General features: G+C 55.3%; 9 protein-coding genes and 7 pseudogenes. 4 read left to right on the top strand and 12 right to left on the bottom strand.

What is annotated here, in order from left to right:
• Positions 1-21 precede the first annotated feature (21 nt).
• The 3 genes and pseudogenes from AC6I8M_RS05145 to AC6I8M_RS05155 all read left to right on the top strand — a co-directional run bounded on the left by AC6I8M_RS05145 (position 22) and on the right by AC6I8M_RS05155 (position 4630).
• A complete protein-coding gene (locus tag AC6I8M_RS05145) occupies positions 22-1557 on the top strand; it encodes a glucan biosynthesis protein (protein ID WP_195910865.1) in 1536 nt (511 codons plus the stop codon).
• A complete protein-coding gene (gene mdoH / locus AC6I8M_RS05150; RefSeq protein ID WP_010617290.1) occupies positions 1550-4102 on the top strand; it encodes a glucans biosynthesis glucosyltransferase MdoH in 2553 nt (850 codons plus the stop codon). The genes AC6I8M_RS05145 and mdoH overlap by 8 nt, the downstream gene beginning before the upstream one ends.
• Positions 4103-4408: 306 nt before the next feature.
• Positions 4409-4630 (top strand): annotated as a pseudogene (locus AC6I8M_RS05155) (YceK/YidQ family lipoprotein).
• A gap of 19 nt (positions 4631-4649) precedes the next feature.
• On the opposite strand, the pseudogene AC6I8M_RS05160 reads toward AC6I8M_RS05155, so the two are convergent.
• The 3 genes and pseudogenes from AC6I8M_RS05160 to AC6I8M_RS05170 form a co-directional block, all read right to left on the bottom strand.
• Positions 4650-5052, bottom strand: a pseudogene (locus AC6I8M_RS05160) (MysB family protein).
• A gap of 121 nt (positions 5053-5173) precedes the next feature.
• Entirely contained in the window at positions 5174-5440 is a 267-nt protein-coding gene (locus tag AC6I8M_RS05165; RefSeq protein ID WP_010617286.1) for a hypothetical protein, read from the bottom strand.
• Between the two features lie 563 nt (positions 5441-6003).
• Entirely contained in the window at positions 6004-6927 is a 924-nt protein-coding gene (locus AC6I8M_RS05170) for a Kdo(2)-lipid IV(A) acyltransferase (protein WP_058948769.1), read from the bottom strand.
• Between the two features lie 267 nt (positions 6928-7194).
• Here AC6I8M_RS05170 and trhO point away from each other — a divergent pair, with 267 nt between their 5' ends.
• The gene (gene trhO / locus AC6I8M_RS05175) at positions 7195-8250 is read left to right on the top strand and encodes an oxygen-dependent tRNA uridine(34) hydroxylase TrhO (protein ID WP_010617284.1); all 1056 of its coding nucleotides are present in this window, start codon (positions 7195-7197) and stop codon (positions 8248-8250) included.
• A gap of 47 nt (positions 8251-8297) precedes the next feature.
• Here the strand turns inward: trhO and AC6I8M_RS05180 are convergent.
• The 9 genes and pseudogenes from AC6I8M_RS05180 to AC6I8M_RS05220 all read right to left on the bottom strand — a co-directional run.
• Positions 8298-8868 (bottom strand): annotated as a pseudogene (locus AC6I8M_RS05180) (YceI family protein); the annotation flags it as partial.
• A 4-nt stretch (positions 8869-8872) separates the two neighbouring features.
• Positions 8873-9446 (bottom strand): annotated as a pseudogene (locus AC6I8M_RS05185) (cytochrome b).
• A 284-nt stretch (positions 9447-9730) separates the two neighbouring features.
• Positions 9731-10846, bottom strand: a pseudogene (solA, locus tag AC6I8M_RS05190) (N-methyl-L-tryptophan oxidase).
• 106 nt (positions 10847-10952) lie between these two features.
• A pseudogene (locus AC6I8M_RS05195) lies at positions 10953-11168 on the bottom strand (BssS family protein).
• Between the two features lie 287 nt (positions 11169-11455).
• The gene (locus AC6I8M_RS05200) at positions 11456-11725 is read right to left on the bottom strand and encodes a hypothetical protein (RefSeq protein ID WP_010617279.1); all 270 of its coding nucleotides are present in this window, start codon (positions 11723-11725) and stop codon (positions 11456-11458) included.
• A gap of 159 nt (positions 11726-11884) precedes the next feature.
• On the bottom strand, positions 11885-12115 hold the full coding sequence (dinI, locus tag AC6I8M_RS05205; RefSeq protein WP_010617278.1) for a DNA damage-inducible protein I: 231 nt from the start codon (positions 12113-12115) through the stop codon (positions 11885-11887).
• Between the two features lie 68 nt (positions 12116-12183).
• Complete coding sequence (pyrC, locus tag AC6I8M_RS05210) at positions 12184-13230, bottom strand: dihydroorotase (protein ID WP_010617277.1); 1047 nt, start codon at positions 13228-13230, stop codon at positions 12184-12186.
• Between the two features lie 218 nt (positions 13231-13448).
• Positions 13449-14012 (bottom strand): lipoprotein, encoded by a 564-nt coding sequence (locus AC6I8M_RS05215; protein ID WP_010617276.1) that lies wholly within the window; start codon positions 14010-14012, stop codon positions 13449-13451.
• A 115-nt stretch (positions 14013-14127) separates the two neighbouring features.
• A pseudogene (locus AC6I8M_RS05220) lies at positions 14128-14394 on the bottom strand (glutaredoxin); the annotation flags it as partial.
• Positions 14395-14409: the final 15 nt, after the last annotated feature.

Genomic DNA, 14409 nt, shown 5'->3' on the forward strand with positions numbered 1-14409 from the left:
AAAGTGAAGAATAATGGCGGGCTGGTGAAGATGCGCTGGGTAGGCGCAGCAGTTCTGCTGGCGTTGTACGCCAACAATAGCTGGGCGTTCAACATTAATGATGTGGCAAAGCAAGCTAAGGCGCTGGCAGGGAAAGGTTTTGATGCGCCAAAAAGCAATTTACCCTCTCAGTTTCGTGAAATGAAGTTTGCTGACTATCAGCAGATCCAGTTTAACCACGACAAAGCATACTGGCGCAAACTGCGCACGCCGTTTAAGCTCGAGTTCTATCATCAGGGCATGTATTTCGACACGCCGGTGAAAATCAATGAAGTCACCGCGTCTTCGGTACGTGAAATCAAATATAACCCTGATTACTTCAATTTCGGCAACGTAAAACACGATGCCGATGCGGTGAAAAACCTCGGTTTTGCCGGATTCAAAGTGCTGTATCCTTTAAATAAAAAGGGTAAAGACGATGAGATCACAAGCTTCTTGGGGGCCAGCTATTTCCGCGTGATTGGCGAAGGCCTGGTGTATGGCCTGTCGGCGCGTGGTCTGGCGATTGATACCGCGCTGCCTTCCGGTGAGGAGTTCCCGCGCTTTAAAGAGTTCTGGATCGAGCGGCCGAAGCCGCAGGATAAACAGCTGGTGATTTATGCGCTGCTGGATTGTCCGCGCGCCGCCGGTGCCTATCGCTTTGTGATCCAGCCGGGCAAAGAGTCCACCGTGGACGTGCAGTCTAAAGTGTATCTGCGTGACAACGTCGGCAAACTCGGCGTAGCCCCACTTACCAGTATGTTCCTGTTTGGCGCTAACCAGCCGTCGCCGGTCAGCAACTTCCGCCAGGAACTGCATGATTCGAACGGCCTGTCGATTCACGCCGGAAATGGCGAGTGGATCTGGCGTCCGCTCAATAATCCGAAACACCTGGCGGTCAGCACCTTTACCATCGAAAACCCGAAAGGCTTCGGTCTGCTGCAGCCTGGCCGTGACTTCAGCCATTACCAGGACCTGGACGACCGCTATGACCTGCGTCCAAGCGGCTGGGTTGAGCCGCAGGGCGACTGGGGCAAAGGCCGCGTAGAGCTGGTGGAAATCCCGACGGAGGATGAAACCAACGATAACATCGTGGCCTTCTGGACGCCGGAGAGCCTGCCAGAGCCAGGCAAAGAGATGAACTTCAAGTATCGTCTGCACTTTACGCGTGACGAAAACCAGCTTCACCAGGACGACGTGGCCTGGGTGAAAGACACGCTGCGTTCTGCGGGCGATGTGAAGCAGTCTAACCTGGTGCGTCAGCCGGATGGTTCCATCGCCTTTACCGTGGACTTTGTCGGTAAAGCGATGAGCAAGCTGCCGGAAAACACCCAGGTGGCGCCGCAGGTCAGCGTCGGTAACAACGCCGACGTGGTCGAGCAGAGCGTACGCTACAACCCGGTCACCAAAGGCTGGCGTCTGGTGCTGCGTCTGCGCGTCAAAGACAACAAGCAGCCGACCGAAATGCGTGCGGCGCTGGTGAGCGGCGACAAGACATTGACGGAAACGTGGAGCTATCAGTTACCTGCCAATGAATAAATCGACTTATTTACCTCAATCTTACGTGGAGGCGCTGTCGCTTGATGCGGCAGCACGCGCCACGCTCAGCGCCTCGCTGCAGAATGCGCAGGCGTTTCATGCCATTCACAGCGCGCTGGGGCAGGATATCGCCGCCAGCGAACGGCCGGACGATGCGCCGCTGAAATCGGTCTCTTCGCGCGTATCCATGGCGTGGCCGGATTCGCTCGCCGGTGGCCAGCAGCTCAGTAAAGATTATCTCGACCGCACCACGCTGAAGGCGATGCCGCCGGTGAAGCGTTCGCTGATGTTCCCGGAAGCCTGGCGTACTAACCCGATTGCCCGCGCCTGGGATTTCCTGCACGGGCAAAAAGGCAATCCACGCTATGCCACGGTGGAAGAGCAGAAAGCGGAAGACAAATGGCGCCACGTGGGTTCCATGCGTCGCTACGTGCTGCTGATTCTGACCATTCTGCAGACCATGGTCGCCACTTGGTACATGAAAACCATTCTGCCGTATCAGGGCTGGACGCTGCTCGATCCGGTCGAGCTGTTTAACCAGAACTGGCTGCAGTCGGTGGAGCTGATCCTGCCGTATATTCTGCAGACCGGCATCCTGTTCCTGTTTGCCATCCTGTTCTGCTGGGTATCGGCCGGTTTCTGGACCGCGCTGATGGGCTTCCTGCAGCTGCTGATCGGCCGCGATAAGTACAGCATCTCGTACTCGACCACCGGTGATGAGCCGCTCAATCCGGAACATCGCACCGCGCTGATCATGCCGATCTGTAACGAAGACGTGGAACGCGTGTTCGCCGGTCTGCGCGCCACCTGGGAGTCGGTGAAACGCACCGGTAACGCGGAGCATTTCGACGTTTACATCCTGAGCGACAGCTACGATGCCGACATCGCCATCGCCGAGCAAAAAGCGTGGATGGAGCTGGTGCGGGATGTCGGTGGAGCGGGCAAGATCTTCTATCGCCGTCGTCGTCGCCGCGTGAAGCGTAAAAGCGGCAACATCGATGACTTCTGCCGTCGCTGGGGCAGCAACTACAGCTACATGGTGGTGCTGGACGCCGACAGCGTGATGAGCGGCGAGTGTCTCACCGGTCTGGTACGCATGATGGAAGCGAACCCGAACGCCGGTATTATCCAGTCGTCGCCAAAAGCGTCGGGTATGGATACGCTGTATGCGCGCTGTCAGCAGTTCGCCACCCGCGTTTACGGGCCGTTGTTTACCGCTGGTCTGCACTTCTGGCAGCTGGGCGAATCGCACTACTGGGGGCACAACGCCATCATTCGCGTGCAGCCGTTTATTGAACACTGTGCGCTGGCGCCGCTGCCGGGTGAAGGCTCCTTTGCCGGTTCGATCCTATCACATGACTTCGTGGAAGCGGCGCTGATGCGTCGTGCCGGCTGGGGGGTGTGGATCGCCTACGATCTGCCGGGTTCTTATGAAGAGTTGCCGCCGAACCTGCTGGACGAGCTGAAGCGTGACCGTCGCTGGTGCCACGGCAACCTGATGAACTTCCGCCTGTTCCTGGTAAAAGGCATGCACCCGGTACACCGCGCGGTGTTCCTGACCGGCGTGATGTCCTACCTGTCGGCGCCGCTGTGGTTTATGTTCCTTGCGTTGTCAACCGCCCTGCAGGTGGTGCATACGCTGATGGAACCGACCTACTTCCTGCAGCCGCGTCAGCTGTTCCCGGTGTGGCCGCAGTGGCGTCCGGATTTAGCCATTGCGCTGTTCTCCACCACGCTGGTGCTGCTGTTCCTGCCAAAACTGCTCAGCGTGGTGCTGATCTGGTTTAAAGGGGCCAAACCGTACGGTGGCGCATTCCGCCTGTTCCTCTCGCTGCTGCTGGAGATGCTGTTCTCGGTGCTGCTGGCACCGGTGCGCATGCTGTTCCACACCGTGTTTGTGGTCAGCGCGTTCCTTGGCTGGGAAGTGGTGTGGAACTCGCCGCAGCGTGACGATGACGCCACGCCGTGGAGCGAAGCGTTCCGTCGCCATGGTTCACAAATGCTGCAGGGCATTGTCTGGGCCGTCGGTATGGGCGTGCTCGATCTCAACTTCCTGTTGTGGCTGGCGCCAATCGTCTTCTCGCTGATTCTGTCGCCGTTTGTCTCAGTGATGTCGAGTCGCGCCACGGTCGGGCTGAAGAGTAAGCGTGCCAACCTGTTCCTGATCCCGGAAGAGTATGAGCCGCCGAAAGAGCTGGTCGACACCGATCACTATCTGCAGCTGAACCGTGAACGTGCGCTGAAGCATGGCTTCATGCATGCGCTGTTCAATCCGGCGTTCAACGCGCTGGCGACGGCGATGGCGACATCGCGCCATAAGCAGAGCGCACTGCTGGATCACGCGCGCGATCGCCGCGTCGATCAGGCATTGAGCGATGCGCCGGAAAAACTGAATCGCGAACAGCGTCTGCAGCTGATCAGCGATCCGGTGGTGCTGGCCCGCGTGCACACGCGCTTGTGGGAAAGTGCGGATAAATATCATCAGTGGGTAGAGAGTTATCAGAAACTCACGCTTAACCCGCAGGCGCTGCCTCAGCGCGCCTGACAGGCTAACGGTGATGAAAAAGCGGCAGCGATGCCGCTTTTTTTTATGCCTGCGCTTCAGCGGGGTGCTTAACGCGCCTCACACAATCTTTACGCATAAAGGTATAGCGGTTTAGCTGCACCCGCGGCTAAAATGGCGCAATGCCGATCGGTTAACAAAGCCGCACGTCGCACCCTGATTGTCGCGGTGTGATTCATCGCGCAATTCATTGCGGCGCGATGACAAGTGCCAGCGTTCCTGAGCACATTTAAAGAGTAACTGACGCACATTAGAATCAAGGGTGTCAGTTCAGGGTAAGTAAATGCAGTGAAATATTGCCTGAAGTTTATTGCGCTGTGCGCTGCCATTTTGCTGCTGACGGGCTGTGGCAGCATTATCAGCCGGACCGTACCCGGACAGGGGTACGGCAACCAATATTATCCCGGCGTGCAGTGGGATGTGCGTGACGGGCCGTAGCGCGTGCTGACCATTCTCGATCTGCCGCTGTCGCTGGTGATGGACACGCTGCTACTGCCGGTTGACGCATAGCACGGCCCGTACGAGTAACTTACGCCCAGTTGTCTGACGGACTGTCGTCGTCTTCCCACTCTTCGGCCGCTGCCTCGCCTTCTTCCAGGTCGCGCGGCGGCTCCAGCTGAAATTCGCCTTCGTCCCATTCGTGCAGGGTATTTTCCGACTGCCACTCTTGGCGCAGCTCAATTTCATCGAAATTACCGTCGAAGACCGCCTGCGCCGCTTCACCGCTGCAAATTGGCAGGCATTCATTCGCCCTGGCCGTCTTCGTCAGCGAAAAAATCCGCCTGCCACATAATGTCGCCATCCTGCATCACGTACTTCTGCAGCGCAAACTGGCTGACGCTGGCGTCATCCTGCTCCAGCTCAGGCTGGCTGGCGAGAAACTCTTCGCGTGCGGCTTCAATGGCTTCTTCTAACGTACTATACAGGCTCATCTGCAACTCCTTGTCAGTGCAAAAAGGGATTTCACAGAAGAATAGACGAAAATTGGCGGCTGTCAGGGCGGGAGAGAACAATGACGGGGTGGATGCGTAAAAAGTCATCCACCCGCGCCGGTTACATCATTTTTTGCGGAAAGTGCAGAACCGGTCGTACCGACTCGCGTAACACGGGTGCAGAATAACGGATGCAGCATTTAATACAGGGTTTCACCTTTTTAAAATTAATTCGTGCGGTGGCCAAAGCCTGATTTAAATTATAGAGCGTACCGATGAACACCATATCCTTCTTAACCGGCAGACGTTTACACTCCTTCCGATGCAGCAGATGGTAACCCTCCTGATCGGTACTGATCGTCACGTAGTAGTAGATACCTTTATTCATATTATGTGTCCTGAATATATTTGCTGTGTGTAATCTTTTTATATTTTTAAACGCGCAGTTAACGAGCTAACTGTCAGGGTCGAAACTAACTGGATTCGATCGGGCTAACCAATTCCATAAAGATATATTAAAGATGGATTTTAAATCAAAAGGGAATATTGCGGTTAACTTTCAGACAAACACTTGACTTGTTTAATCAGTAAAATTTATTAGATAAGTAAACAAGACGGGAAGCCTGAGTAAAATTAAATAGGAAAAGGCTTGGAAGTCGTCAAAATCAGATCCGCACCCGCCGCGTTTTACGCGTATTGCCGTATAAATCCAGGCACCGAAAAGCAGCGGCTGGCAAAGGGGAACATGTTGGCGTAGCAGAAAAAAACCGTGATAAATACGCAAGATAGCAGCAGGCGGCGTAAAGGGTGTCGTTTACTTAAGTGTCACCGTGTGGAAGGCATAGCAGCTCAGGCTGGGCCTTTTTTAGCGCGCCACTGCGCAGACAATCACGTGAATTAAGGCAAATGCGCGGTAAATAACGCGGGGCATTGATAATACCCCGCAACCGATTAATAGCGTGAAGGCTGCCCTTCGGGCCGGGTTTTAAAGCGGCGATGCAGCCACATATACTGCTCAGGTGCCAGCAGCACCGTTTCTTCAACCACTTTATTCATCACGATAGCGGTATCCAGTTCACTCTCCAGAGAGAATTTGTGGCGGATATCCGGCATCATTTTCAGTTCGTAGCCGCGGCCGTGCGGCAGGCGGCGTGCCAGAAACGGCACCACGCTCGGATTGGCCAGACGAATCAGCATATGCGTGCCGGTGGTGGTCGCGGCTTCCTGAACGGCAAAGAACGGGGCGAATACACTGCTGCGCGGGCCGTAGTCGTGATCGGGCGCATACCAGATGATGTCGTTGTTCTTCATGGCGCGGATCATGCCTTTCAGATCTTTGCGATCCAGCATGCTTTTATTGGAACGCATGCGTCCCCAGGTTTGCAGCCAGTCCAGTAACTTGTTGTCGTTAGGGCGATACACGCCAATGCCCGGGTTGTACATGCCAAACACGCGCGCACCCAGCTCCAGCGTCAGGAAGTGCATGCCAATCAGCAGGATGCCGCGCTTTTGTGCCAGCGCCTCGGTAACGTGCTCCAGGCCGCTGGTGCTGACCCATTTACGAATACGCCAGTCTGGCCAGAACCACGCCATGCCGGTCTCAATCAGCCCCATCCCCACGGATTCGAAATTGTTCTTCACCATGGCTTCACGTTCGCTGGTTGGCATATCCGGGAAGCACAGCGCCAGATTGCGTTGCGCGACCTGAACACGACGTTTCATAAAACGCATGGCAAGGCGTCCCAGCCCGCAGCCAATCACGTACAGCAGCGGGTAGGGCAACAGCACCAGCACATAGAGGAAACCGATGCCCAGCCAAGTCAGCCAGTAGCGTGGATGAAGGAGTTCGCGGGTAAATTGCGGAAGTTGCGTCATGGAAATATCAATGTTCTGCGTCGTGTACCAGAGAGTCCGGTTTCTGTAATTGGCCGGGATTATGCCATTTTTTCTCTCTGACTGAAATCAACCATCCGTGCGTCAGCGCACGGCGAACAGCATTTCTGCGCAGATATTGGCGAGCATAACGCTGAACCCTGTCGATTGTGGCTGACGGCAGGAGAATTGCACCAGAGGCTTTGCATCACGCACAATTCAGGTATTATATGCGCGCTAAATTTCTCTGATTGCTAACAGGTGTTCACCATGCCAGTGTTACACAACCTCGTTTCCAATAAAGAGCTGAAAGAACGTATGCTAGCCGAAACCGAGCCGCGTACCACAGTCTCTTTTTACAAATACTTCCAGATTGCCGATCCACAGGCATTCCGCGACCGTCTCTATGTTGCCTTAACCCATCTGAAGGTGTTCGGCCGCGTCTACGTGGCGCAGGAAGGGATTAATGCGCAAATCAGCGTGCCGGCCAGTCGCTATGAGGCGATGAAGGCGATGCTCTATGCCTTTGACCCGGCGCTCGACAACCTGCGCATGAACATCGCGCTGGATGACGACGGCAAATCGTTCTGGGTGCTGCGCCTGAAAGTGCGCGATCGCATCGTGGCTGACGGTATTGAAGACGTTAGCTTCGACGCCAGTAACGTCGGTAACTATCTTAAAGCGGCCGAAGTCAACGCCATGCTCGACGATCCGGATGCTGTGTTTGTTGATATGCGTAACCACTACGAATACGAAGTGGGCCACTTCGACAACGCGCTGGAAGTGCCAGCCGATACTTTCCGCGATCAGCTGCCGATGGCGGTGGATATGCTGCAGGCGCAGAAAGATAAAAAAATCGTCATGTACTGTACCGGCGGGATCCGCTGTGAAAAAGCCAGTGCGTGGATGAAGCACAACGGTTTTGATGATGTTTACCACATTGAAGGGGGCATCATCGAATATACCCGCCGCGCGCGCGAGCAGGGTTTACCGATGCGCTTCAAAGGCAAAAACTTCGTGTTTGACGAGCGCATGGGCGAGCGTATCTCTGACGATATACTCTCCAGCTGCCACCAGTGTGGTGCGCCGTGCGACAGCCACACCAACTGCGTTAATGACGGCTGCCATCTGCTGTTTATTCAGTGCCCGAGCTGTGCGGAAAAGTATCAAAACTGCTGCAGCCCGCTGTGCATGGAAGAGTCGAAACTGGCGCCGGAAGAGCAGCGCGCGCGCCGCGCTGGCCGTGAAAATGGCAACAAAGTGTTCAATAAATCGCGCGGTTTACTCAACATGACCATGGCGATCCCCGCGCCGGACAAAAAGTAACGGCTTAACAGCCTGGCGCATTGCCCGCCAGGCTGTACTGCCCATGACTGACGCACACCTTCGACTGAAATGCTCAGCTCGGTTTTTTGTGAGGCCGGACCGAGATCTTTGCTGATGTTAAACTCTTTCAGCACGATTTCGCCGCTGGCAGCAAAGCCGGCGCGATAACCGCCCCACGGATCCTTGCCTTCCCCAATCAGTTGCGCATCCAGCGTGATCGACTTCGTTACGCCATTGAGTGTCAGGTTGCCGGTGATCTTATAATCCTTGCCCTGTTTTTTTAACCTCAGTCGAGCTGAAGCTGGCCTGCGGGAATTTGCCGGTGTTGAGGAAATCCGCGCTGCGCAGATGCTTATCGCGCTCGGCATGGTTGGTATCGAGGCTGTTAGTGTTGATGGTCACGTTGACCTTGTCCGCGGCCGGATTGGCTTCATCGAAGGTAAAGCTGCCATCAAAATCTTTAAAGCTGCCGTACGGCCAGCTGTAGCCAAGATGCTGAATGCGGAACTGGACAAACGCGTGCTGACCCTCTTTATCAAACTTATACTCGGCCGCGCTGGCACTCAGGCTGGTCGAGAAGAGGGCAGCGGCGCTGAGCGCCAGCAGGGTTTTCCTGATCATATTACTTTTCCTTTTCAGAGGTTAAGGGGATGCGGTAACCGAGCATCCGTTTCAGCGTCATGTCGCGATCGACAAAATGGTGTTTCAGCGCGGCCAGGGCGTGCAGGGCAGACAACAGCACCAGAGCCCAGGCCAGCCATAAATGGACCTCACCGGCGACATCGGCCTGCTCACCCGCTCCGGTAAACAGTGCCGGTACCTCAAACCAGCCAAACACTGAGACTGGCTTGCCGTCTGCGGTAGAGATCAGATAGCCGCTGATCAGCAACACCAGCAGCAGGCCATACAGCAGCCAGTGCGCAGCATGGGCGGCACGGCGTACGTGCGGCGAGTAACTGTTGAGCGGTGCCGGCGGCGGCGATATGACGCGCCAGCACAGGCGCAGGAGCAGGAGCAGCAAACAGTAAGATTCCGAGGCCTTTGTGAATCTCGGGGGCGCTGTGATACCAGCCGTCGTAATAGCCAAGTCCGACCATCCATAAACCCAGCGCGAACATACCGTAAATCGTCAGCGCCATCAGCCAGTGCAACGCAATGGTTAACGCACCGTAATGCCGTGGAGAATTACGCCACATAGTTAAGCCGTTATCAGGAAATAAGTGGTAATGAGAATCTACAACCTGAAATAGAAAATCAATCGTCCTTACTTTTCTATAACTTTGAATTTACTGGTTCGATATATATGGCGAAAGGTTGGCGGTGTAATTCAATAATTCTGAATAGATAAGCAAAAGGCTGTTTTAGCCCTGGCGGCAATGTTTATTGCTACACCAAATGCGCTATAAAAGCGGGCAGAAAGTAAATCTGTGTCAGAAAAGGTCAATAACTGCCAGTGCGCTCCGCACCGGCAGGAACAAGGTCAGGCAAAACGCGTAAGTGAGAAGGGCGTGAGGTCAAAGGAGAACGGTCTATTCTGCGCAAACTCGCTGGCCAGTTCACCTAGCACGCTGGCGAATTTAAACCCGTGGCCGCTCAGGCCGGTGATGATCAGTCTGTCAGGCTCGCTGGGCAGCGTATCAATAATAAAGTCTTCATCCGGCGTGTTGTCATAGCTGCAGGCTTCACCATGCAGGCACACGCCTACGCCTGGCAGAAACTGGCGCAGGAAGCTAAAGGCTTCGTTACCGTCAGCGGCGATGCTGCCGAACGGTTTGCGGTCCGCTGGCGTCAGCATGGGCTGACCGCCATCGTGGCGTCCCACTTTCAGGGCATTATTGTCTGCCGGGAAGCCGTAGAAATGGCTGCCATCCGGCATCTCTACCGTAAAGCCGGGGAACTGGTTATTTTCGCTATAGCGCCCATCGGCCTGATACCAAGTAAACACCTTGCGCACCGGCGTAACGGGCAGATTGTCCACCAGTTGACTGACCCAGGTGCCGGCGCTGATCAGCAGCTTGCGCGCACGGAATACGCCATCGCTGGTGGTGACCTGCTACAGATCGCCCTCGCGGCCAATCGCGCTGACCGGGCAGTTAAACAGCTGCGCGCAGCCGGCCTGTTCCGCTAGCTGCACCCAGCTGCGTACCGCCTGTTCGCATTTCAGGAAGCCAGAGTTGGGCTCAAATACGCCTAAGTAGCCGTCCGGTACGCTAAGCTGCGGCCAGCTTTTACGCACCTCATCGTCCTGTAAAACCTGCACCGCTAATTGCCAGCGGTTAGCGCTGTCGACCACATTGTGAATGAAATCCGAGCTGGCCGGAGCCAGATTAAGAATGCCGCTGCGGTGCATGATGCGTTCGCCGCTCTGGCGCTCCAGCTCGTCCCACAACGTCTGGGCGCGCAGCACCAGCGGCACGTAGCGTTCACCTTCGCCGTAAGCGTGACGAATCAGGCGGGTTTCGCCGTGATGCGTCCCCTGGCTGTGGGGCGGGTGCGCGCTGTCGATCATCAGCACCGACAGGCCCGCCTAGGTTGCGTAGAAACCCGCGGCAGCTCCGACGGAACCACTTCCCACTACAATCAGATCATAAACCATGACGACATCACTCCTGCAAAACGGCGATTTTTTTCAATAGCATATCAAAAGAGTGCGCCCATGAAAAAGGCACCCTGTAGGGTGCCTTTTCACGCGATGGTGATGATTAGTGCTTGCGATTATCGCGTAGGCGTTTTGCTCAGTGGACTCGATCTTTGCAATGCCAGCTTCGAGGATAGATATAAACTGTCTGGCTACGTCAGTTGTCAGCCAGTATGTTGGGCCCACGTCAGCTTCTTCTTCTTTCTGGTCCTGCGATGATAGCGAGTGCAGGCGGATCAACCAGCGGATGGGTCTGGATGACGTCTTTACTTCTGTCCATTATAACCTCCTTATTACTCGTTAAACGAAGTGCTTTCGAGGTTCAATGCGTCTGTATCTTGCACTGCGAGATAATTATAACATGGAATTAACAGTACAGTAGTTAAAAAGTGTGGTGGTTAAAAACACAGCAAAATAAAAGCAGCCAAAAGCCGATTTTCAACGAATAAATAAACACTGCGCGCCGCGGGATATTTACAGGCGTAGCGCGAAAGCGACTTCATACCGATTATCGGCTTCTCAGCGTTAAAACTTTAACGAACTGAACGCCAGGGTAAAAATCTGAAATTATCCCTGCGACTCAGCAGGCAACTGCCCTTTGCGCCGGTGGATCTCGTCCGCCAGCCGGGCAAAATGCTGCTGTAACTGAGCGTCATGATTCTGGTTTTGCGCTTCGAGCGTCAGATTGTGGGCCAGCAGCTGGCTGGCGCGATCGTCCAGACAGAAGGTCAGCGTAGCAAATGCATTTTCCAGCACGGTCAAACGGCGTTGCTGTTCAGCAATGAAGGCCAGCAATTCACCAAACGTCATCGCCTCTTCTGGTTTTTCAGTAGTCATGTGCAAAACACCTCCTGTAAGCACGACGAGGCAAGAATAGGGCATCGTTTAATCAGAGTCTAGCTGGCGCGGGTTTTTCTGGCGATCGGCAAATAAAAACAAAAAAGCCGGGCGGCGGGCCCGGCAAAAACGGCACAGTGGCGGTTAATCGGTAATAAACTAGTCGTCAGCGCTTTCCCAGGTTTCCTGCAAAATATCGCTGATGCGGTCGCGTGATTCTTTACAGCCGCCAAACACGCTGAGCTGGTTACCACCGGCATAGCGCACTTTGACGTGATGATTGTCGTCGGGAAAATCGCGGGAGATACGGCGAGTGAGTTCAGCGCTCAGTGCATCCAGTGCACTGGCGGGAAGGGGCTGAGTCTTTGCTACGGTAATTTCAACACGCATAAACGCCTCCGGGATAATATACTGGTTATTTGTACAGTATAAAGTTCCCGAAGGCAAGCGGCAGATGATTATTCTTTAATGCGCCAGTTAAGGGTCTCACCGGCAAGGAACGGGACCAGCGTATCGTCAGCGACCGTAATGCTCTCCTGCACCGTCCACGGCTCACGCACCAGCGTCAGGGTGCCGTCGTTGAGCGGCAGGCCGTAGAAATTGGGGCCGTTCTCAGAGCAGAAGGCTTCGAAATGTTCCAGCGCGCCAAGCTCTTCAAACACGGTCAGATAAGCGGGCAGCGACGTCGGCGCATTAAATACGCCGGCACAGCCGCAGCTGACTTCTTTCAGGTGGCGCAGGTGTGGTGCCGTGTCGGTGCCCAAGAAGACGCGACGGTTGCCGCTTGCCACCAGTTTACGCAGCGCTTCCTGATGAATATTGCGCTTCAGAATGGGCAGACAGTAGAGATGCGGGCGCACGCCGCCCACCAGCATGTGGTTGCGGTTGAACATCAGATGCTGCGGCGTAATGGTCGCGCCAAGCAGTTCATTGCCGGCGGCAACATACTCCGCAGCTTCCTTAGTGGTGATGTGTTCCATCACCACTTTCAGGCCCGGGAACTGCTGGCGCAGCGGCTGCAGCACGGTTTCGATGAAACGCGCTTCACGATCGAAGATATCAATATGCGCATCGGTGACTTCGCCGTGCACCAGCATCGGCATACCGATTTCCTGCATGCGCTCCAGCACGCTGGCAATGGAGGCAATGTTGGTGACGCCATGGCTGGAGTTGGTGGTGGCGTGTGCCGGATAGAGTTTAGCCGCCGTAAAAATACCGTTGCGGAAGCCGCGTTCGCTTTCGTCCGCATCGAGCGAATCGGTGAGGTAACAGGTCATCAGCGGCGTGAAGTGATGCTCAGCAGGCAGCGCCGCCATGATGCGTGCGCGATACGCTTCGGCAGCCGCAACGCTGGTGACCGGCGGAACCAGATTTGGCATGACAATCGCACGACCATTCACCGCGCTGGTATAGGGCAGCACTGCATTGAGCATCGCGCCATCGCGCAGGTGGATGTGCCAGTCGTCAGGGCGGCGAATCGTGATTTGCTGGGGTTGGGCTGTCATCCAAAAAGGCTCTGGCTGAGGTAAAAACGAAATGGCTCGTTTAGGTCGGGGACTAATCATAAGGGGGCGGGCAACCGTTTGCACGGGATTTTGCAGTGCGGGAGAGAAATAACCGCAGGCGCGGCAGGTTGCGTAGCCGCGTGGCAGGCGCGGGCGGAAAAATGCCGGAGTCCTGCCACGCTATGCAGGGCCGCCACTGAGAACGGCCCCTTGCAACGTTAATCGGTAAACGGAATCACCAGCTGTCCAAGCTTCACTTCCAGTCCTTTAGCCAGTTTCTTCGCCAGCGCCTCGCCTTTGCTGCGGTCGGCGCTCAGCACGTAGGCGGGTTTTTCATTGAAATAGCGCTTTAGGGATTCGTTCAGATACGGCGTAAGGGTTTTCATGATCGACGCCATCTTCTCCGGTTGCACCTGCGCGTCGACGATTTCGAGGTCCTGCAGATAGATTGCGCCCTGCTGCGCGTTGTACACCGGTTGCGCTTTCATCTTCAGCTGCATTTCGGCCTGCTGCAGACCAAACAGCGAGCTGACGTTGATGTTGGCTTTACCAGACAGCGTCACTTTGCCGGGTTCTTCACGGCCAATCTGGCTGCTCAGGTCGGTCAGTACAATATGGGCATTCACCAGCCCGGACACGCCGATGTCTTTCTCGTAGTTGTTGCGCTTTTGCAGCGCCTGATTCACTTCCTGCTCGCTGATGGTGTATTGCGTCAATTGATTACAGCCGCTGAGCAGCACGGCAAAAAACAGGGCAAGCAGCCCGGGAAACGCCTTCTTCATCATTTCTTCTTCCTGGTTGATACGGCCAAACAGCCTTAAGCCTGCCTGATTCAGGGCTAGGTGTCACCAGGAGAGAGATGAGAAACGCAGCCGTGCGCTTCTCATCACAGCGCCATCAGGCCGCAATCGACGACAGCAGATTCACCTGCGTCTGTTTCGCCATATTATCGCGGTAGTCGGCGACGCGGCTCGGCCACTCGATACCGGAAACCAGCGTCAGCGAGCGCAGCAGCGGAAACAGATGAATGTCATCCTCAGACAGCTCGCCGTTAACGGCATTGGGTTTGACGATCAATTTATCCAGCTGGCGCAGATCATCGCTGATATTTTTGATGAAACCCGGGGCATGCTTACGCAGTTCGGCAAAGTCACCGAGGCTGGCCTGAATCGGAATCAA

This window comes from Type-A symbiont of Plautia stali (genome assembly GCF_059731155.1).